Source organism: Allobosea sp. 05L423 (assembly GCF_056397745.1).
On sequence record NZ_JBFTOA010000003.1, the window covers coordinates 445,729 to 463,157 of the forward strand.

At 66.4% G+C, this 17,429-nt stretch carries 22 protein-coding genes and 1 pseudogene; 15 read left to right on the top strand and 8 right to left on the bottom strand.

From position 1 onward, the window contains the following. Window positions 1-65: 65 nt before the first annotated feature. The 6 genes from AC1DNE_RS10195 (at window position 66) to AC1DNE_RS10220 (ending at window position 4,242) form a co-directional block, all read left to right on the top strand. On the top strand, window positions 66-410 hold the full coding sequence (locus AC1DNE_RS10195; RefSeq protein ID WP_441468568.1) for an ArsR/SmtB family transcription factor: 345 nt from the start codon (window positions 66-68) through the stop codon (window positions 408-410). Between the two features lie 42 nt (window positions 411-452). Continuing rightward, window positions 453-857 carry an SRPBCC family protein gene (locus AC1DNE_RS10200; RefSeq protein ID WP_441468567.1) on the top strand — a complete coding sequence of 135 codons (405 nt, stop codon included), beginning with the start codon at window positions 453-455 and terminating at the stop codon, window positions 855-857. Window positions 858-939: 82 nt separating this feature from the next. Beyond that, entirely contained in the window at window positions 940-1,692 is a 753-nt protein-coding gene (locus tag AC1DNE_RS10205) for a DUF899 domain-containing protein (RefSeq protein WP_441468566.1), read from the top strand. A 94-nt stretch (window positions 1,693-1,786) separates the two neighbouring features. Beyond that, window positions 1,787-2,503 (top strand): DUF1428 domain-containing protein, encoded by a 717-nt coding sequence (locus tag AC1DNE_RS10210; RefSeq protein ID WP_441468565.1) that lies wholly within the window; start codon window positions 1,787-1,789, stop codon window positions 2,501-2,503. Window positions 2,504-2,918: 415 nt separating this feature from the next. Beyond that, window positions 2,919-3,752 (top strand): sulfite exporter TauE/SafE family protein, encoded by an 834-nt coding sequence (locus AC1DNE_RS10215; RefSeq protein ID WP_441468564.1) that lies wholly within the window; start codon window positions 2,919-2,921, stop codon window positions 3,750-3,752. A 16-nt stretch (window positions 3,753-3,768) separates the two neighbouring features. Continuing rightward, entirely contained in the window at window positions 3,769-4,242 is a 474-nt protein-coding gene (locus tag AC1DNE_RS10220) for a GNAT family N-acetyltransferase (protein ID WP_441468563.1), read from the top strand. A 79-nt stretch (window positions 4,243-4,321) separates the two neighbouring features. On the opposite strand, the gene AC1DNE_RS10225 is transcribed toward AC1DNE_RS10220, so the two are convergent. The 3 genes from AC1DNE_RS10225 to AC1DNE_RS10235 all read right to left on the bottom strand — a co-directional run bounded on the left by AC1DNE_RS10225 (window position 4,322) and on the right by AC1DNE_RS10235 (window position 5,800). Next, window positions 4,322-4,528 (bottom strand): DUF1289 domain-containing protein, encoded by a 207-nt coding sequence (locus AC1DNE_RS10225; protein ID WP_441468562.1) that lies wholly within the window; start codon window positions 4,526-4,528, stop codon window positions 4,322-4,324. A 37-nt stretch (window positions 4,529-4,565) separates the two neighbouring features. Continuing rightward, window positions 4,566-4,814, bottom strand: coding sequence for a hypothetical protein (locus tag AC1DNE_RS10230; protein WP_441468561.1), 249 nt, complete (start codon window positions 4,812-4,814; stop codon window positions 4,566-4,568). Between the two features lie 143 nt (window positions 4,815-4,957). After that, window positions 4,958-5,800 carry an adenosylcobinamide-GDP ribazoletransferase gene (locus AC1DNE_RS10235; RefSeq protein ID WP_441468560.1) on the bottom strand — a complete coding sequence of 281 codons (843 nt, stop codon included), beginning with the start codon at window positions 5,798-5,800 and terminating at the stop codon, window positions 4,958-4,960. A gap of 117 nt (window positions 5,801-5,917) precedes the next feature. Between AC1DNE_RS10235 and cobT the strand changes: the two genes are divergently transcribed. Then, window positions 5,918-6,937 (top strand): nicotinate-nucleotide--dimethylbenzimidazole phosphoribosyltransferase, encoded by a 1,020-nt coding sequence (gene cobT, locus AC1DNE_RS10240; protein ID WP_441468559.1) that lies wholly within the window; start codon window positions 5,918-5,920, stop codon window positions 6,935-6,937. 107 nt (window positions 6,938-7,044) lie between these two features. Here the strand turns inward: cobT and AC1DNE_RS10245 are convergent, their stop codons facing one another. Both AC1DNE_RS10245 and AC1DNE_RS10250 read right to left on the bottom strand, forming a co-directional pair. Beyond that, window positions 7,045-8,163, bottom strand: a complete 1,119-nt coding sequence (locus AC1DNE_RS10245; protein WP_441468558.1) for a D-alanine--D-alanine ligase family protein — start codon at window positions 8,161-8,163, stop codon at window positions 7,045-7,047. Between the two features lie 105 nt (window positions 8,164-8,268). After that, on the bottom strand, window positions 8,269-9,786 hold the full coding sequence (locus AC1DNE_RS10250; protein ID WP_441468557.1) for a sensor histidine kinase: 1,518 nt from the start codon (window positions 9,784-9,786) through the stop codon (window positions 8,269-8,271). A 160-nt stretch (window positions 9,787-9,946) separates the two neighbouring features. Here AC1DNE_RS10250 and AC1DNE_RS10255 point away from each other — a divergent pair, with 160 nt between their 5' ends. The 5 genes from AC1DNE_RS10255 to AC1DNE_RS10275 all read left to right on the top strand — a co-directional run bounded on the left by AC1DNE_RS10255 (window position 9,947) and on the right by AC1DNE_RS10275 (window position 12,718). Next, window positions 9,947-10,420: a thermonuclease family protein gene (locus tag AC1DNE_RS10255; protein ID WP_441468556.1), complete on the top strand. Its 474-nt coding sequence runs from the start codon at window positions 9,947-9,949 to the stop codon at window positions 10,418-10,420. Between the two features lie 120 nt (window positions 10,421-10,540). After that, the gene (locus tag AC1DNE_RS10260; RefSeq protein WP_441468555.1) at window positions 10,541-11,152 is read left to right on the top strand and encodes a glutathione S-transferase family protein; all 612 of its coding nucleotides are present in this window, start codon (window positions 10,541-10,543) and stop codon (window positions 11,150-11,152) included. Beyond that, window positions 11,152-11,619 (top strand): hypothetical protein, encoded by a 468-nt coding sequence (locus tag AC1DNE_RS10265; RefSeq protein WP_441468554.1) that lies wholly within the window; start codon window positions 11,152-11,154, stop codon window positions 11,617-11,619. The genes AC1DNE_RS10260 and AC1DNE_RS10265 overlap by 1 nt, the downstream gene beginning before the upstream one ends. Further along, on the top strand, window positions 11,619-12,086 hold the full coding sequence (locus tag AC1DNE_RS10270) for a hypothetical protein (protein ID WP_441468553.1): 468 nt from the start codon (window positions 11,619-11,621) through the stop codon (window positions 12,084-12,086). Before AC1DNE_RS10265 ends, AC1DNE_RS10270 begins: the two co-directional genes overlap by 1 nt. Continuing rightward, complete coding sequence (locus AC1DNE_RS10275; RefSeq protein ID WP_476766605.1) at window positions 12,083-12,718, top strand: uracil-DNA glycosylase family protein; 636 nt, start codon at window positions 12,083-12,085, stop codon at window positions 12,716-12,718. The genes AC1DNE_RS10270 and AC1DNE_RS10275 overlap by 4 nt, the downstream gene beginning before the upstream one ends. A 1-nt stretch (window position 12,719) precedes the next feature. On the opposite strand, the gene AC1DNE_RS10280 is transcribed toward AC1DNE_RS10275, so the two are convergent. The 3 genes and pseudogenes from AC1DNE_RS10280 to AC1DNE_RS10290 all read right to left on the bottom strand — a co-directional run bounded on the left by AC1DNE_RS10280 (window position 12,720) and on the right by AC1DNE_RS10290 (window position 14,852). Continuing rightward, window positions 12,720-13,103 carry a hypothetical protein gene (locus AC1DNE_RS10280; protein ID WP_441468551.1) on the bottom strand — a complete coding sequence of 128 codons (384 nt, stop codon included), beginning with the start codon at window positions 13,101-13,103 and terminating at the stop codon, window positions 12,720-12,722. Window positions 13,104-13,268: 165 nt separating this feature from the next. Further along, window positions 13,269-13,634, bottom strand: a pseudogene (locus AC1DNE_RS10285) (ABC transporter substrate-binding protein); the annotation flags it as partial. 132 nt (window positions 13,635-13,766) lie between these two features. After that, the gene (locus tag AC1DNE_RS10290) at window positions 13,767-14,852 is read right to left on the bottom strand and encodes a TRAP transporter substrate-binding protein (protein WP_441468550.1); all 1,086 of its coding nucleotides are present in this window, start codon (window positions 14,850-14,852) and stop codon (window positions 13,767-13,769) included. Between the two features lie 187 nt (window positions 14,853-15,039). On the opposite strand from AC1DNE_RS10290, the gene AC1DNE_RS10295 reads away from it, so the two are divergent. Genes AC1DNE_RS10295 through AC1DNE_RS10305 form a run of 3 tightly spaced genes read left to right on the top strand, consistent with a single transcriptional unit; the run spans window position 15,040 to window position 17,398 of the window. Beyond that, a complete protein-coding gene (locus AC1DNE_RS10295) occupies window positions 15,040-15,552 on the top strand; it encodes a GNAT family N-acetyltransferase (RefSeq protein ID WP_476766606.1) in 513 nt (170 codons plus the stop codon). 23 nt (window positions 15,553-15,575) lie between these two features. Continuing rightward, window positions 15,576-16,628 (top strand): agmatinase, encoded by a 1,053-nt coding sequence (gene speB / locus AC1DNE_RS10300; RefSeq protein ID WP_476766607.1) that lies wholly within the window; start codon window positions 15,576-15,578, stop codon window positions 16,626-16,628. Then, window positions 16,625-17,398, top strand: a complete 774-nt coding sequence (locus AC1DNE_RS10305) for a hypothetical protein (RefSeq protein ID WP_476766608.1) — start codon at window positions 16,625-16,627, stop codon at window positions 17,396-17,398. The genes speB and AC1DNE_RS10305 overlap by 4 nt, the downstream gene beginning before the upstream one ends. The last annotated feature ends 31 nt before the right edge of the window (window positions 17,399-17,429 follow it).

The following is a 17,429-nucleotide window of genomic DNA, read 5'->3' on the forward strand; positions in this document are numbered from 1 at the left end:
ACCTTCCTGCCCATCAAAGCGGGGGGGCTTGACGGCGTGCAAAATTCGCGTCTACACTTAACTCAATGGTTAAGTTTCAAGCAGCGCAGCTCGACAGGACGTTCTCCGCGCTGGCGGATCCGACGCGGAGGGCCTTGCTGGCGCGGCTGGAGCGGGAAGACGGGCTTTCGGTCAGCGAGCTGGCGAAGCCGTTTCCGGTCTCATTGCCGGCCATCATGAAGCATCTCGATGTCCTGTCGGACGCCGGGTTGGTCGAGCGGACGAAGACGGGGCGCACCGTGTCCTGCCGCCTCAACGCCGAGCCGATGGAGGAAGCGATGGGTTGGCTGGCGCATTATCAGCGCTTCTGGACCCAAAGGCTCGATGCGCTGGAGGCGCTGCTCGAAGCGCGGCGCAAGGGCGAAGGTTGAAGGGGCAGGCGCATGGATCAGCAGGTGACACCGAGTCTTACGATGAAGCGCCGCCTCCATGCGCCGCCGGTCGAGGTCTACAAGGCCTGGACCGACCCTGAACTGCTGGTGCGCTGGTTCGGGCCCGAGAACGTCGTGGCGCAGGAGGCCGAGATCGATCCGCGCGTCGATGGCGCGTATCGCGTCGTGATGATCGAGGACACGGGGCAGCGCCACGAGGTGTCCGGGCGTTACCTGGAGGTCGTCGAGAACGAGCGTCTGGTCTTCAGCTGGTCCTGGGTGACGACGCCGGAGCGCGTCTCGCGCGTCACCGTCACATTGAAGCCGGATGGTGGGGGCACGATCCTGACGCTTCTGCACGAGAAGCTGTTCGACGATGCGGCCGTGCGCGGCCACACCCATGGCTGGACCGGAACCATGGAAAAGCTCGAGGCCTACTTCGCCTGAAGGCGGAGAGCGGCGCTGCTCTGTCCGGCAGCGCTTGAACGAGCCGCCGGCGTGGGCCGGCGGAAACACAGGAGAGGAGACGATGGAACACAGGATCGTATCCCGTGAAGAATGGCTTGCGGCCCGCAAGGCCCATCTCGCCCGTGAAAAGGAGTTCACCCGCCAGCGCGATGCGCTCTCGGCCGAGCGGCGCGCGCTGCCTTGGGTCAGGATCGACAAGGGCTATGCCTTCGAGGGTTGGGATGGCGGGCTGACATTGGCGGATCTCTTCGCCGGCAACAGCCAGTTGATCATCTATCACTTCATGTTCGGCCCGGGCGCCAGGGAAGGCTGCCCGAGCTGCTCCTTCCTCGCCGACCATTTCGACGGCGCCAACCGGCATCTGAAGCACCATGATGTCAGCCTGGTCGTGGTCTCGCGGGCGCCCTATGCCGAGTTCCAGGCCTTCCGGCATCGCATGGGCTGGGATTTTCCCTGGGTGTCCTCGGCCAACAGCGACTTCAACTACGACTTCCACGTCGCGCCGAGCCCGGAGGAGAGGGCGGCCGGCCGCTACGAGTACAATTACGAGATGCATGACGGGCAGGGCGGCGAGATGCCGGGCTTCAGTGTCTTCTACCGCAACGACGCGGGCAAGATCTTCCACACCTACTCGACCTATGCCCGCGGCGGCGACCTCCTGATCGGCGCCCATAACTTCCTCGATATGACTCCCAAGGGGCGCAACGAGGTCGGGATCATGGACTGGGTCCGCCATCACGACCGCTACCAGAGCAAGCCAAAGGGAGCGGCGAGTTTCCAGCCCGAATTGGCGGCGGGATCCTGCTGCGGCTGAGAGTGGATTCCTCGCATCGCGGTGCGGGGGGTATTGTTGATATCAACATTTTTTGGGCATGGCCGCTTGGGCGGCCGCAAGTGAGGAGAACGCAATGGCTTATGTCGATGGTTTCGTCGTCGCGGTTCCGGCCGCGAACAAGGACAGTTACCGCAAGCATGCGGCCGATGCGGCGCCGCTGTTCAAGGAATTCGGCGTCAAGCGCCACGTCGAGGCCTGGGGCGACGATGTCCCCGATGGCAAGGTTACGGACTTCAAGGGTGCGGTGAAAGCGACGCCTGACGAGGTCGTCGTCTTCTCCTGGTTCGAATATCCCGACCGGGCGACGCGTGATGCTGCCAATGAGAGGATCATGAGCGATCCGCGCATGAAGGAGATGATGGGACTGCAGATGCCCTTCGACGGCAAGCGCATGATCTATGGCGGCTTCGCTTCGGTCCTCGACGAAGGCGAGGGCGGCCGGGCGGGCTATATCGACGGCATGCTTTCTGCGGTGCCGGATGGGCGCAAGGCGGATTTCCAGGCTTTCGCAGCCAAGGGCGCGGCGCTCTTCGAGGAGCATGGCGCGTTGCGCGTCGTCGATGCCTGGGGCGATGACGTGCCGGATGGCAAGCTCACCGACTTCAAGGGGGCGGTGAAAGCCGAGCCCGGCGAGACGGTGGTCTTCTCCTGGATCGAGTGGCCGTCGAAGGCGGTGCGCGACGCCGCCTGGGCCGGTTTGATGCAGGATCCGCGTATGAAGGCCATGTCCTTGCCCTTCGACGGCAAGCGCTCGGTCCATGCCGGCTTCGCGCCGCTTCTCGATGTGTGAAGCGCCGTGACGAGGCCGTCATTCCGGGGCTTGCCCCGGACTCCATCGTGGCATGCAACGCTCTCGGATGGACTCCGGATCGGCGCTGCCAAAGCGGCTGGTCCGGAATGACGGGGATCGGGGCCGGGCCATCAGCCCGGCCCGGAGCCTGCATTGCGAGGTGGAGCGCATAGATCGACCGGCTTGCGCCCTGAACGGGCGGGCCCACCTCGGCCCGCCGAAGCAGATATTGCCGCAGGCCTCCGGTGGCCGAGGCGAGCCCGATCACCTTTCCGGTGGCGTTGAACACCATCACGCCGTCGAGGTGGCGATTTGCCTGGCGCCATGATTTCTCGCAGCGGTCATGCGGGGCGGTATCTTGTCCCGGTCGTGCAAATGGCCGAGAGATCGGGCTGCTTCACCGGATCGAATCTCGATGCTTGCTGGCATTCCTCTCGGCGATCTCGCCTTCCTGGCCGTTTCCCTCGTGCTCGCCGGCGCGGCCACGGGCTTGCTGGCCGGCGTCTTCGGCGTCGGTGGCGGCGCGGTCATCGTGCCGGTGCTGTACGAGGTCTTCCGTGTCATCGGCGTGGCCGATGAGGTTCGGATGCCGCTGGCCGTCGGCACCTCGCTCGCCGTCATCATCCCGACTTCGATCCGCTCCTTCAACGCGCATCGCGCGAGGGGCCTTGTCGATCTCTCCATCCTGAAGATCTGGGCCGCTCCGGTCGTGATCGGCGTCATCGTCGGCAGCTATATCGCCCGCTATGCACCCGCTGATCTCTTCAAGATCGTCTTCGTCATCGTCGCAACGATCTCGGCCGTCCGCTTGCTCTTCGCCGCCGACCGCTGGAAGTTCGGCGAGGACATGCCCGGAAAGCCGCTGATGGTCGCCTATGGCGGCATCATCGGCGTGCTCTCGGCGCTGATGGGCATCGGCGGCGGCCAGCTTTCCAGCCTGTTCATGACCTTCTACGGCCGTCCGATCCATCAGGCGGTCGCGACCTCGTCGGGCCTCGGGGTGCTCATCTCGATCCCCGGTGCGCTGGGCTTCATCTATGCCGGCTGGCCGAAGATGGACATCCTGCCGCCGCTCTCGCTCGGCTATGTCTCGCTGATCGGCATGATCCTGTTCATCCCGACTTCGATCTGGACGGCGCCGATAGGCGCAAGCCTGGCGCACCGGCTCTCGAAGCGGCGGTTGGAAGTGGCCTTCGGCCTATTCCTTCTTGTCGTCGCCGGCCGCTTCATCTGGTCGCTGCTGCACTGAGCGGGCGGGGCGCCTGATGAGCGAGACCGCGATCCGGCTGCTCCAGCCCGCCGATCATCCGGCGCTGGCGGCGCTGATGGTCGAGATGCAGGGCCACTACCGGGTGCCGTGTCCGCCGGTCGCAGAAATTCTGGCAGGCCTCGCCGCCTTGCCGGCTGGCGTGGACATCCTGGTCGCGGTGAGGGGAGGGGCGGTGCTGGGCTTTGCTTCGGCCTGCAATCTCTATCCGGGGCCGGGGCTGAAATCCGGCTTCTTCCTGAAGGAGATCTACGTTGCCGATGCGGCGCGTGGCATGGGGCTCGGCCGCTCACTGATGACCGCGCTGTCGGAGCTCGCGCTGGAACGCGGCCACCTCCGCATCGATTGGACGGCGGATGCTGACGATGCGGCGCTGCTGCGCTTCTACGAGGGCCTCGGCGCCGTCGCGTATCCGAAGAAGGTGTTCTATCGCCTGACAGGAGATGCGCTGATCGCTCTGGCGAGCAAGTAGCCGTCATTCTCGGGCGAAGCACAGCTTTGACCCGAGAATCTCATGACAAGATGGCGCTCGTTTCCGAGGTGCTCAAGGCTCAAGCCCGAGCATGACGTGGCGGTTGCTGGGAAGCTCCTTGGGCCAACCGCTCCGATAACACGGCCATGATCGCCAGCCTCTCGGCCTCGCTCAGGCGGCCCCACTGCGCGATTTCGGCGAGCGTCCGCCCGCAGCCCTCGCAGAGCCTGTTCTGAGGGGCGATGATGCAGACCTTGATACAGGGCGTCGAGATGGCGCTTATCAACTCAACCGTCCAGTACAGGCGTTACCTGATGCGCTGCTTACCAGGCGACGCAGCGGCGCACGCCGCCGACGACACCATAGCGTCGGCACACCGCGCCGTGCGAGCGCGGAGCAGCATAGCCGCGTCTGGCGACGACGGCGCCGTTCGGCCCGGCGCATCCCGCCCGATAGACACCCTTGGCACAGACCACAGCGGAGGCGGTGGAGGGAAGAACGAGGCTGGACACGGCATAGGCGAACGCGACTGCAACCAGTCCGGCCGGGAGACTGAAAATAGCTTTGCGCATGGCAGTGTTACCTAACGTAAGCAGGTTGGAGGCAATCTGAGCCAGCGCCAAAGAAGCGTTCCCGTCAAGTCGCAACAGGCAACGGTGACCTTTCATCTCGAAACGCGATGCCGGTTCGGAACGGCGCGCGGCCGGCCAAGCGCTCAGATGCCCGGCCAGAGCATCAGGGCGATTCCGAGATAGATCGCGATCTCGGCGAGCTGCTGCGCCGCGCCGAGGATATCGCCGGTCTGCCCGCCGATCAGCCGCCGCGCCAGCCGCGACAGAACGGCCGCCGCGCCATGCGCCAGCGCAAAGCCTAGAAGCAGTCCCGCGACAGGTAGCTGCGCCGCCAGTGCGATCCCGGTCGCGAGGAAGAGGCTCAGGGCGAGTGCGATCCGCGCCGTGACGATCGTCGGCTGGCCGACAGCCGCCGCCGCGCCGCTGCTGCGTGCGGCCGGTTGCGTTGCGAGCAGGAACAGGGCCTCGGCGCGAGACCAGGGGGCGGCGACGAGCAGCGCCGCCGCTGTGGCCCAGGCGCCGGAGCGGTCGAGGATCATCGCGATCAGGCTCGCCCGCAGCAGCAGCGACAGGCCGAGCGCCAGCGCGCCATAGGAGCCGATGCGGCTGTCCTTCATGATTTCGAGCCGACGTTCCGGCGTGTGCCCGCCGAACAACCCGTCGGCGGTGTCGGCGAGCCCGTCCTCATGGAAGGCGCCGGTGGCCAGCGCCAGCGCGGTGAGCGCGAGCGCGGCGACGACGAAACCGCTCAGGCCGGCCAGCCCGGCGCCCAGTGCGACGAGCGACGCCGGCAGCGCGATGACGAGCGCTGCGAAGGGCAGGGCGCGGGGCACGCTGCGGAAGTCGGGGATCGCGTGGCTGTCGGCCTCGCCCGGCAATGGCGGGACCGGCAGGCGCGACCAGAAGCGCAGGCAGATCGCCGTCGCGATCGTCCAGCCCGGCCAGTCCGGCGGGGTGGTCTCCGTCGTCGTCTCGGCCTCAGCCATGCCTGCCGCGCTGCTCTGCTCGATTGTCTTCCCGAGCTTGACCCTATAGCAGCAGCGCAGACCTCGCCGCCACGCCTGCGCGCGTCGGCGCAAGCCCCTTTGCTCGACGGAACAGCCATGGCCGCCTCCGGATTGCCCTTCGACGATATCCGCGAACTCATCGCCGCGATGCCCGGCCCCGATATGGCGGCCGCGAACGCAGTGCGTGCCCGCGATGCCAACCTCACGAAGCCGGCCGGCAGCCTCGGCCGCATGGAGGAGATCGCCGAGTGGCTCGCCGCCTGGCAGGGGAAGGCGCCGCCGCGCGTCGACCGCCCGCTGGTCTGCGTCTTTGCCGGCAATCACGGTGTGGTGGCGCAGGGCGTCTCGGCCTACCCGCAGACGGTGACGCGCCAGATGCTGGAGAATTTCGCTGCCGGCGGCGCCGCGATCAACCAGATCTGCGCGGCCTATGATCTCGGCTTCAAGGTCTTCGATCTCGCGCTGGACCTGCCGACCGGCGACTTCACTCAGACCGATGCGCTCGACGAACGCGCCTGCGTCGCCACCATGGCCTTCGGCATGGAAGCGCTCGTCGGCGGAACCGACCTGCTCTGCCTCGGCGAGATGGGCATCGGCAACACCACCTCGGCTGCGGCGATCTACGCTGCTCTGTATGGCGGTGACGCCGCGCACTGGTGCGGCCATGGCACCGGCATCGACGAAGCCGGCTTCAAGCGCAAGGTCGCGGCGGTGGAGGCGGGGCTTGCTTTGCATCGCGCCCATCTCAAGGATCCGCTCGAAGTGCTGCGCCGGTTCGGCGGGCGAGAGGTCGCGGCGATCTGCGGCGCGATCATCGCTGCGCGCTCGCAGCGTATCCCGGTGATCCTCGATGGCTATGTGGTGACCGCCGCCGCGGCGATCTTGCATGCGATCGAGCCATCCGCGATCGACCACTGCATCGCCGGTCATCTCTCGGCCGAGGGCGCCCATGCCGATGTGCTCGCCCGTCTCGGCAAGGTGCCGCTGCTCGCACTCGACATGCGGTTGGGGGAGGGTACGGGGGCTGCGCTCGCCGCCGGCCTCGTCAAGGCGGCGGCGGCGGTCCATTCCGGCATGGCGACCTTCGAGCAGGCGCAGGTGGCGCGGAAGGGGTAGGACCCCGCGTCATGCTCGGGCTTGACCCGAGCATCTCGGAAACCAACGCCTTCTTGTCATAAGGTTCTCGGGTCGAAGCTGCGCTTCGCCCGAGAATGACGGCGCGCCTAAACCGCGTAATCCGTCTTCAGCCCGGCACGCTCGGCGTGGCGCTCCTGCGCCAGCTCGATCAGGCGGGTGATCAGCGCCGGGTAGGGCAGGCCTGAAGCCTCCATCATCTTCGGATACATGCTGATCGCGGTGAAGCCCGGCAGCGTGTTGATCTCGTTGAAGTAGAAGGCGCCGCTCTGGCGGTCGAGGAAGAAGTCGACCCGCGCCAGCCCGCTGCATTCCAGCGCGAGGAACGCGTCGATCGCGAGTTGCCGCACGCGGGCCATCTGGTCGGCATCGAGTTTCGCCGGCAGATCGACGGTGGCGCCGTCCTGATCGATGTACTTGGCCTCGTAGGAGTAGAACTCGTGCTGCGGGCCGGCATTGAGCTCGCTCGCGACGCTCGCCACCGGCGGATCGCCGTCGAGAACGGCGACTTCGATCTCGCGGGCATCGATGCCCTGTTCGATCAGCACCTTGGTGTCGTACAGGAAGGCGTCGGCGAGCGCGGCGCCGAGGTCCTCCCAGTGCTTGACCTTATGGACGCCGACGCTGGAGCCCATGTTGCAGGGCTTGACGAAGACCGGGAGCGTCAGTGTCTCGTGCGCTGCCCTGGCCGATCCCTCGGGATCGCGACGGTAGTCGCGGCGCGACAGCGCGAGATAGGGCGCTACCGGCAAGCCGGCGAGCGCGGCGAGGCGCTTGGCGATGTCCTTGTGCATGCCGACGGCGGAAGCCAGCACGCCTGAACCGACATAGGCGGCGCCGGAGAGCTCCAGCAGACCCTGTACCGCGCCGTCCTCGCAGAGCGGGCCATGAATGACGGGAAACACCACATCGACCGGCTCGATGGCCGGTGCCGCGTTGTCGGCCGGCAGGATGGCGGTGCGCTCGCCCTGCGGTTCGAGCCGGATCGCCGGCGAACCCGCCGGGATCGGCAGGCTGTCGCCGTTCGTGCCCTCGATGAGGCGCAGGTCGTGGCATTGCCAGCGGCCCTGCTTGTCGATGCTGACGGGCACGGGTTCGAAACGGTCGCGGTCGAGATAGCGCAGGACGGAGGCCGCCGACTTCAGCGAGACCTCGTGCTCGCCCGATTTTCCGCCATAGAGCACGGCGACGCGCGTTTTCCGGTTCATGATGCGATGGTCCGAGAGGAGAGTGTGAGCGCCCCGAGTGAGGCGGTTATGGATGTTGCCGATCGATGGGGCGAGATTCGGGCGTTGCCGCCGCGGAGATGCAGTTCATGCCGCCCGCGATTTCGGCTCCGGCAGGGCGGCGAGCGTGTCCATCACGCGCTCGGCCGGCAGGGTGACCGTCACTTCCGTGCCGCCGCGCGGCTTCGACTTCAGGTTGAAGCCGCCGCCGTGCAGGTCGATCAGCCCCTTCACGATCGGCAGACCCAGCCCCGAGCCCTGCTCGGCGGTCTTGATGGCGAGCGAGCCACGCCCGAAGCTCTGCATCACGATCGGGATCTCGTTCTCCGGGATGCCGGGCCCGGTATCGGCGACCGAGACATATTGTCCGCCCGTCGCCGTCCAGCCGACCTTGATGGTGATCTCGCCACCCTGCGGCGTGAACTTGATCGCGTTTGACAGCACGTTGAGGACGACCTGCCGGATGGCCCGCTCATCGGCCCAGACCCGTGGCAGGTCGGGCTCGGCGAGCGAACTGATCGTCTGGCCCTTGGCCTTGGCACGCAGCGTCAGCATGTGCCGGCAGTCCTCCACGATCTCGACGAGTGACAGCGCCTCCTCGTTCAGCTCGTATTTGCCGGCCTCGATGCGCGACAGGTCGAGGATCTCGTTGATCAGGTTGAGCAGATGCTGGCCCGAGCCGTGGATATCGGCCGAGTATTCCTTGTAGGCGGCATTGGCGTGCGCCCCGAAGATTTCGCTCTTCATCACCTCGGAGAAGCCGAGAATGGCGTTGAGGGGGGTCCGCAGCTCATGGCTCATCGTTGCAAGGAAGCGCGACTTGGCGAGATTGGCTTCCTCCGCCTTGCGGCGGGCTTCGTCGGAATTCGCGTTGGCGGTTTCGAGCTCGGCGATCAGCGCGTCCTTCTCGGCGCGGAAGCCGATCGAGTCGACCGAGCTGGCATAGAGCCGGTTGGCGAGGAAGATGAAGAAAAGCTGTGCCGAGGCCGCCATCAGCGCCATCGTTACGCTGTCCATGTCGCGGCGTTCCCAGAAGAACGCCATGATTCCGGCGATGACCGGCGTCAGCCCGGCATAGACCGCCATCGGAATCGTGGCGGAGAGCATGACCGTGAGGGCGCTGACGATGAGCAGCGCCGTGGTGACGAAGACCTTCGCGCCGGGAGCCTCGACAGGCGCGAACAGCATGAGGAGCAGCGCCCAGGACAGGCCGTGTATGCCTTCCGCCAGGGTGAAGAGCCGCCGCCAGCGCTTGAGCCGGACCGTATCGGCGGGCTTGCGCAGATAGCGGCGCGACAGGGCGAAGATGACGAGCGTGCTCGCGAGCACCGCGCTGCTCCACAGCGCGACATACATGGTCGGCAGCCACAGGCAGGCGGCTGCGGCGATGCCGATGACCAGCACCAGCGTGCCGGCGGAGCCGGTAAGGCGGTATTGCGCGAAGACGCGCAGCAATTCGGAATCGAAGGCGCGCTCGAGCCCGGTCGAGGACGTCAGGCGCTCGCGCACGGATTTCACCTCCCGCGAAACGTGCTTTCGGCGCGCCACGACGGAAGGATCGGGCCCGCGCCCGCGCTGCACCTGTTCGGCCGTCACTTCCGCCATGGTCGGGAGCGTGTATCCTCGTTCCGCCGCGCGGCGTGCGCGGACGGCTGGCCATCATGGACACCAAATCGTTAAGCTCTTCCTGATGGCTCCCTTCGGATTTAGCTCTCGCTATGGACCTTTCGGGTGGCGCCGTGTCGGCCGCGTCACGGATTTCGTCGTGGCGCTCGGACTGCTGGGCTTCCTCGCGCTGGCTGGCGCGATCCTGCAGTACCGCCTCGGTCCGGCCCGGAGCCTCGTCGGGCCGGCGCAGGCGATCGATGGCGATTCGCTACGGCTCCTCGGCGAGGAGTTGAGGCTGGAGGGGATCGACGCTCCCGAATATCGCCAGAGTTGTACGGATAGAGCTGGCCGGCAGGTCGCCTGCGGACGCGAGGCGCGGCGTGCGCTGCAGGCCATGCTGGCGGGCGGCATGGCGAGTTGCGAGATCGGCAAGATCGATCGCTACGGCCGTGGGCTTGCCCGATGCCGGATCGGCGAGGCGGACATCAATGCCCGCATGGTCCGCGATGGCCATGCGGTCTCCTACGGCGCCTACCGGGCCGAGGAGGAGGAGGCGCGGGCCGCCGGGCGCGGGCTTTGGGCGCTGCAGTTCGAGCGCCCTGAGGCCTGGCGCCGCGCCCATCCGCGCTGAACCCGCGCCATCCCGGCCGGATGCGGCATCGCTCGCCATGCTGGCGTCACGAAGCGGCAGCATGTGGTTGACCTTCCGGCGCGGGCCGTGATCCGGTGCGCCGGAGACGGAGAACATCTGATGAAGCTCTATGACGGTGGCCGGGCGCCGAATCCGCGACGGGTCCGCATCTTCTTCGCGGAGAAGGGCGTGTCGCTGCCGGAGCTGGTGCCGGTCGATATCGCCAAGAAGGAACATCGGAGCGAGGCCTTCACCAGGATCAACCCGGCGCAGCGTCTGCCGGTGCTCGAACTCGACGACGGTACCGCGCTCGCCGAGACCGTCGCGATCTGCCGCTACATCGAGGCCCTGCACCCGCAGCCGGCACTGTTCGGCCGGGATGCGAAGGAACAGGCCCTGATCGAGATGTGGAACCGGCGCGTCGAGCTCGGTCTGTTCGCCAGCGTCGCCGCCGTCTTCCGCCACAGCCATCCATCGATGGCGGCGCTCGAGGAGCAGGTCCCGGAATGGGCGGAGGCCAACCGCGACCAGATGGACGACCATCTCTGGCTGCTGGAACTGCAACTGGCCGGCAGCGCCTATATCTGCGGTGATGCGATGACCGTGGCCGATATCACCGCCGGTATTGCCATCGACTTCATGAAGCCGTCGCGCATTCCGCTATCCGAGGATTTCGTCCATATCCGCCGCTGGCATGGCGAGCTCTCGTCGCGCCCGAGCTGGAAGGCGTGATGCTTCGGTTTTTTCCGTTCCTGCTTGCTCTGCTGGTCCCGGTGGCTGCTGCGCAGGCGGCCGAACGCCTGAGCGGGGAGGCGATCGAGCGCGCCTTCCGGGGCAACACGGTGTCCGGGCGCTACACCAATGGCGGCTTCTTCACCGAGTATCACGACCCGGACGGGCGAGCGCTCGGGCACAATGGCTGGCAACCCAACACCGACGCCTGCTGGATCACCAAGCCGGACCGCATCTGCTACTATTACGGCCCGCCGAGTGACCGCACGGTGCATTGCTTCACCGTCGAGATGAGCGGCGATCTTTATGTGCTGCGCAATACCGGCAACGGGATCGTCAATGCGCTGGCCAAGGTGGAACTCGGCAATCCGCGCAATCACACCGATAACGGTACCCCCTGGTATTGCGACGGCCTGATCTCGCGCGCGCCGATGCCGCCGATGAGCCGGAAGCTGGCGCAACGCTGATGCCGCACTGTGCAGGCATCGCGGCTGTCGTCCTCGGGCTTCTTGCCACGGCCGAAGCCGGCGCGGCCGAGCGGCTGAATGGCGAGCAGATCCGGCGCCTCTTCGAAGGCAACACCGTCTCCGGGGTCTATACTGGCAGCAACCTGCCGTTCAGCGAGTATCATCACCCCGATGGGCGTGCGAGCGGTCACAATCGCGGCGTGCAAAACAAGGATGCCTGCTGGACTACGACGGAGGATGCCGTCTGCTACTACTATGGCCCGCAGGAGACGCGCCGGACCTACTGCTTCACCATCGAGGTCAGCGGCGATCTCTATGTCATCCGCAACCGCCCGAGCGGGCGCATCAACGGTCTTGCCCGGATCGAGAAGGGCGACCCGCACGACTATGCAGGGAAGCAGCCCGCTTGGGTCTGCGACGGACTGATCTCGCAGGCTCCCGGACCTTCCAGGCTGGCGAACCGATGAGCGAGGCGGAAACGCTCGACGAGGTGCTGGCGGAACTGCGCAGCTGCCGTATCTGCCGCGATGCACCGCTCTATCCGCCGCCGCTGCCGCACCAGCCGCGACCGGTGATCCAGGCCGCAGCGACGGCGCGGCTCTGCATCGCCGGGCAGGCGCCGGGCACGCGCGTCCATGCCAGCGGCCGCCCGTTCACCGATCCTTCCGGCGTGCGGCTGCGGAGCTGGCTCGGCATCGACGAGGCGGTCTTCTACGATGCCGCGAAGGTCTCCATCGTGCCGATGGGCCATTGCTTCCCGGGGCTCGACGCGAAGGGCGGGGACAAGCCGCCGCGCCGGGAATGCGCGCCGACCTGGCGCGGACGCGTCTTTGCGGCGCTGCCGCGGATCGAGCTCGTGCTTGCGATTGGACGCTATGCCCAGGGCTGGCATCTCGGCGCCAGGGAGGCCGCCAATCTCTCGGCGACGGTCGCGAACTGGCGCGAGATCCTGGCCAGGCCGGTCCATCCGCGCGTGTTGCCCTTGCCGCACCCGTCCTGGCGCAACAATGCCTGGCTCAAGCGTAATCCCTGGTTCGAGGGAGAGCTGGTCCCGGTGCTTCAGGCGGAGGTCGCGCGGCTGTTGAAGCCGCCGGACTAGCTCAGTAGCGGAACGGCCCGGAATCCAGCCCGCGATCGACCCCGCCGCGAACGCTGAGCACCGAACGAACCGGCCCGATTGCGCTCTGCCCGCGGCTTTCGAGATAGACCATCCCGTCGGCGCGGCTACCGTAGCCGTTGCGCGAGCTCTTCCCGAATTCTGCGCGGACCGAGCCGCCGGCCCGGACGCAGAGCGAGGAGCCTTCGAGCTTGATGAAGCCGGCGCCATATTCCGGGCAGGGGCGGGCGCCCTTGCCCGCGGCGGGGGCCGACTTGCTGAAGGATTCGCGAGGAGCGGCGCGCCCCGGCAAGGGCTCGCCGATCGACTGCGCTGCGGTTGCCGTCGCGAGGCAGGACAGGAGCAGGGCGAGTGCGGTGCGGGGCATGGCGATTTCCGAACTATGGTGCCTGCTAACCCTGAAGCAAGGCGCGGTCGTGGCATCCGACATCTTGATAGCATGGGGCGCATCGCCGGGGGAGTGGTGCAGCGCCCATGAAAAATCCCGGCTTGCGCCGGGGTAAGTATCGCTTACGCGAGACGCTCCGTCGGGTCAGAGCAGATTCGAAACGCGCGAGCGGATCAGGAAGTTTTCGTAGGCATATTCTGCGATCTGGAACCAGAGATATTCGCCGCAGCGGAAGGCCGCCATCGATTCGTAGATCGTCTTGAAGTCCGGATTCTTGGCGCTGGTTTCGGCATAGACTTCCTTCGACGCCTTCAGGCAGGCTTCGAGGATCTCCTGCGAAAACGGGCGCAGCTGCTCGCCGGCGGTGACAATGCGCTTGAGAGCGGCCGGATCGCGGGTGTCATACTTCGCCTGCATGTCAGTATTCGCCTGCGCGGCCGCCGTCGTGAGCAGTGACCTGTAGACCTTCGGCAGTTCGTTCCACTTCGCCGTGTTGATGAAGAAGTGGAGCGCGGCTCCCCCCTCCCATCAGCCGGGATAGTCGCAATACGGCGCGACCTTGTTGAAGCTGAGAGACCAGTCAAAGAAAAAAGGCCCGGCAGGATGCCGGGCCTTGAAACAATCGCGTCTGGCCTTCGCCGGTCAGCGCGCGCGCGTGCGGACCTGGAAGACGTCGAAGCTGAGCTCCGCCACCTGCCACCAGAGATACTGGTCTGAACGGAATGCGGCCATCGTTTCGATCGCCTTCTTGAAGTCCGGGTTCTTCGCCGAAATTTCGGCGTAGAGCTCGTTCGAGGCCTTGAGGCTCGCTTCCAGCACGTCCTGCGGGAAGGGGCGCAGCTGCGTGCCTGCCGCCACCAGGCGCTTCAGCGCCGGCGGGTTCACGACGTCGTAGCGCGCCGCCATCTGCGTGTTGGCATAGGTGCAGGCGGCGGTCAGCGCGGCCTGATAGGTCTTCGGCAGGGAGTTCCACTTCTCCAGGTTCACGAAGGCGTGGACGGTCGGTCCGCCCTCCCAGAAGCCCGGATAGTAGTAGTAGGGCGCGACCTTGGCGAAGCCGAGCTTCTCGTCGTCATAGGGGCCGACCCACTCCGCGCCGTCGATGGTGCCCTTTTCGAGCGCCGGGTAGATGTCGCCGCCGCCGAGCTGCTGCGGCACGACGCCGAGCTTCTGCAGCACGGAGCCGGCGATGCCGCCGATGCGCATCTTGAGGCCCTGGAGATCGGCGGTCGACTTGATCTCCTTGCGGAACCAGCCGCCCATCTGCGCGCCGGTGTTGCCGCAGGGAAGGCCGTAGGCATTGAACTTCTTGTAGAATTCGTTGAACAGCTCGTTGCCGCCGTGCTGGAACAGCCAGGCGTTCTGCATGCGGGCGTTGAGGCCGAACGGGACCGAGGCGGGGACCGCGAAGGTCGGGTCCTTGCCGACATAGTAATACGAGACGGTGTGGCACATCTCGACGGTGTTGTTGGTGACGGCGTCGAGAGCCTGCAGGGCAGGGACGATTTCGCCGGCGGCGAAGACCTGGATCTGGAACTTGCCGTCGGTCAGCTCGGAGACCATCTTGGCCATGATCTCGGCGCCGGCATAGATCGTGTCGAGCGACTTCGGGAAGCTCGAGGCCAGACGCCACTTCACCTCGGGATTGGACTGCGCGACTGCCGGCATAGCAACGGCGGTGGCCGCGGCGCCAGCCGCCGCGGTCTGGATAAACTGACGACGCTTCATCTAGCGATTCTCCTCGGACATCTGGGGGTGCGAGCGTTTCGAAATCGGTTCTGTCGCTCGGCGTTCGAAAACGCGTTGTAGCGAATGGATTTTCGAAGTGCGAGGGATTTCATCGACGATTATTGCGACTTTCGGCTAGTTCCGAGGCATGTCTTGGCTCGCTCCTGCGGCGATGCTTAAAGCGGTCATGATCGAGACCGAAAACCTGCGCCTGCGCCGCCCGGAGATCGACAACCTCGACGCGATCCACGCCATGCGCAGCAACCCGGATGTCGTTCGCTACCTGGGCGGCCGGATGCTCAGCCGGGAGGAGGCCTGGCATCGGCTGACCCGCATCGCCGGCCATTGGGCTCTGCGCGGATACGGCATGTTCGTGGCGGTCGAGAAGCGCAGCGGCGCCTTCGTCGGCGAGATCGGCCTGTTCGACGGCTGCCGGGGGCTGTCTCCGGATTTCGACAATGCTCCGGAGGCCGGGTGGATTCTCGCGGCGTCGGCGCATGGCAAGGGCTATGCGACCGAGGCGGCGGCTGCTGCTCACCATTGGTTTGCTGCAACCCATGGCTCACGGCGCAGCGTCTGCATCATCGCGCCCGACAACCTCGCCTCCCTACGCGTGGCACAAAAGCTCGGCTACAAGGGCTTCGGACAGGTCGAATATCAGGACCACCCGGTGCTGATGCTCGAACGCATTCCGGGCTGAGGAACGTCCGCAAGGAGACAGGCATGGATCAGGACAAGCTCAACCGGTTGCGGCAGCGCTATGCCGGCGCCAGCGGCGGCGACATTCACGATCCGCGATTCGCCAAGGTCGCGGCCGGCCAGTTCACCGGCGATCGGCGCAAATGGCCTTTCGCGGACGTCGCGACCTTCGTCGGTGCGCCATACCGCCCGGATGCGCTGGCCAAGCCCGATCTCGGCGGGCTCGACGTCGCGATCATCGGCGTGCCGATGGATCTGGGCGTGACCAACCGGGCCGGCGCCCGTCTCGGCCCGCGCGCCGTCCGCGCCATCGAGCGGATGGGGCCCATGGATCACGTGCTCGGCACGGCGCCCTTCGCTATGATCAAGGCTGCCGATATCGGAGACGTGCCGTTCCGCTCGCGCTACTCGCTCGAAAGCTGCCACGAGGATATCGAGGCGACCTTCCGCAGCATCGTCGAGGCTGGTGTCTCGCCGCTCGCGGTTGGCGGCGATCACTCCATAACCTATTCGATCCTCAAGGCCGTCGGCGCAAAGCGCCCGGTCGGCATGGTGCATATCGACGCCCATTGCGACACCTCCGGTCCCTATGAGGGCTCGAAGTTCCATCACGGCGGACCGTTCCGCCAGGCCGTGCTCGACGGCGTGCTCGATCCCGAGCGCGTCATCCAGATCGGTATCCGCGGTGGTGCGGAATACCTGTGGGAGTTCTCCTACGAGTCCGGCATGACCGTGATCCACGCGAATGAGGTCGACGATCTCGGCCTTGATGCGGTTATCGCCAAGGCGCTGGCCGTGATCGGTGACGGGCCGACCTACGTCTCCTTCGATGTCGATTCGCTCGACCCGGGTTTTGCGCCTGGAACCGGCACGCCGGAAGTCGGTGGCTTGACGCCGCGCGAGGCGCTGGCGATTTTGCGCGCGCTCAAGGGGCGCGACATTGTGGCGGCTGATGTCGTCGAGGTCGCGCCGCAATACGATGCGACCAGCAACACGGCGCAATGCGCGGCGCAGGTCCTCTTCACCGAGCTCTGCCTTCTGGCGGAGGCTCGCGCCGCAGGAAAAGGAAGACCATGACGAGGTTCGGTTCGATCGCACGGCTCGCCGCTCTGGGCGGGGCCTGCCTCTTGGGGTTCGCTGCTCGCGCCGAGGTGCCGCAGAACGGATCGGCCTATATGGACGCCGCCTTCGCCTCGGTGGAGACGATGATCAAGGCTTCGGAGGGCAGGCCGACCCTGCCGCGCCTGGCAGATCCCGTCGAAGGCAAGGTGCTGGCTGATGTCTGGGACGAGCCCGCCATTCTCGGGAAAAAGCCCTATACGGGCGCGGACATTCCAGCGCTGCTCAACATCGTCCAGAAGCAGACCCGGATCCTGCAGGCCTACACCCTGTTCTCGCCCGATCGGAAGCCGCCGGACACGGTCAAGAACGTCGTCGATTTCCAGGACGAGCTGACGCGGACCCATGCCTTCTTGCTGAAGGCCGTTGCCGCATCGCTCCAGGCGATCAACAATTTCGGCGCGCATCTGCAGGCCGACGAGAAGACCGAGGCTCGCTTTCAGGGCATCCGGCAGATGCGCCTCGGCCTGCAACAGATCGTGGCCGGAGCGTCGCTGGCGCTGCGCAATCCGGCGCTGAAGCCTGAGAATCAGCTTCTGATCGCGCGCAGCCTTGCCGAAAATGCGGCCGATATCGCCGCAGGCGTCGCGCCTGCGGATCGGCAGGCGATGATCGCGGCCCTGCAGGCGGCTCAGCCGGTTCTGAAGCCGGATGCGAAGAAGGCGGTCGGCGAATTCATCCAGACCGTTTCGGCGGCGCCCTGCGACGGGCTCTGCCGGCTCAACTGAGGTGATCGGCCGGTATCCCGGCCGTTCATCG

Excerpts from the sequence above, each read along its gene's own strand:
- AC1DNE_RS10305 (WP_476766608.1), top strand. The coding sequence starts at position 16,625 with ATGACGAGGTTCGGTTCGATCGCACGGCTCGCCGCTCTGGGCGGGGCC.
- AC1DNE_RS10200 (WP_441468567.1), top strand. The coding sequence starts at position 453 with ATGAAGCGCCGCCTCCATGCGCCGCCGGTCGAGGTCTACAAGGCCTGG.
- AC1DNE_RS10215 (WP_441468564.1), top strand. The coding sequence starts at position 2,919 with ATGCTTGCTGGCATTCCTCTCGGCGATCTCGCCTTCCTGGCCGTTTCC.
- AC1DNE_RS10270 (WP_441468553.1), top strand. The coding sequence starts at position 11,619 with ATGCCGCACTGTGCAGGCATCGCGGCTGTCGTCCTCGGGCTTCTTGCC.
- speB (WP_476766607.1), top strand. The coding sequence starts at position 15,576 with ATGGATCAGGACAAGCTCAACCGGTTGCGGCAGCGCTATGCCGGCGCC.
- AC1DNE_RS10210 (WP_441468565.1), top strand. The coding sequence starts at position 1,787 with ATGGCTTATGTCGATGGTTTCGTCGTCGCGGTTCCGGCCGCGAACAAG.
- cobT (WP_441468559.1), top strand. The coding sequence starts at position 5,918 with ATGGCCGCCTCCGGATTGCCCTTCGACGATATCCGCGAACTCATCGCC.
- AC1DNE_RS10250 (WP_441468557.1), bottom strand. The coding sequence starts at position 9,786 with ATGGCGGAAGTGACGGCCGAACAGGTGCAGCGCGGGCGCGGGCCCGAT.
- AC1DNE_RS10290 (WP_441468550.1), bottom strand. The coding sequence starts at position 14,852 with ATGAAGCGTCGTCAGTTTATCCAGACCGCGGCGGCTGGCGCCGCGGCC.
- AC1DNE_RS10295 (WP_476766606.1), top strand. The coding sequence starts at position 15,040 with ATGATCGAGACCGAAAACCTGCGCCTGCGCCGCCCGGAGATCGACAAC.
- AC1DNE_RS10260 (WP_441468555.1), top strand. The coding sequence starts at position 10,541 with ATGAAGCTCTATGACGGTGGCCGGGCGCCGAATCCGCGACGGGTCCGC.
- AC1DNE_RS10205 (WP_441468566.1), top strand. The coding sequence starts at position 940 with ATGGAACACAGGATCGTATCCCGTGAAGAATGGCTTGCGGCCCGCAAG.
- AC1DNE_RS10265 (WP_441468554.1), top strand. The coding sequence starts at position 11,152 with ATGCTTCGGTTTTTTCCGTTCCTGCTTGCTCTGCTGGTCCCGGTGGCT.
- AC1DNE_RS10245 (WP_441468558.1), bottom strand. The coding sequence starts at position 8,163 with ATGAACCGGAAAACGCGCGTCGCCGTGCTCTATGGCGGAAAATCGGGC.
- AC1DNE_RS10275 (WP_476766605.1), top strand. The coding sequence starts at position 12,083 with ATGAGCGAGGCGGAAACGCTCGACGAGGTGCTGGCGGAACTGCGCAGC.
- AC1DNE_RS10220 (WP_441468563.1), top strand. The coding sequence starts at position 3,769 with ATGAGCGAGACCGCGATCCGGCTGCTCCAGCCCGCCGATCATCCGGCG.
- AC1DNE_RS10280 (WP_441468551.1), bottom strand. The coding sequence starts at position 13,103 with ATGCCCCGCACCGCACTCGCCCTGCTCCTGTCCTGCCTCGCGACGGCA.
- AC1DNE_RS10230 (WP_441468561.1), bottom strand. The coding sequence starts at position 4,814 with ATGCGCAAAGCTATTTTCAGTCTCCCGGCCGGACTGGTTGCAGTCGCG.
- AC1DNE_RS10235 (WP_441468560.1), bottom strand. The coding sequence starts at position 5,800 with ATGGCTGAGGCCGAGACGACGACGGAGACCACCCCGCCGGACTGGCCG.
- AC1DNE_RS10195 (WP_441468568.1), top strand. The coding sequence starts at position 66 with ATGGTTAAGTTTCAAGCAGCGCAGCTCGACAGGACGTTCTCCGCGCTG.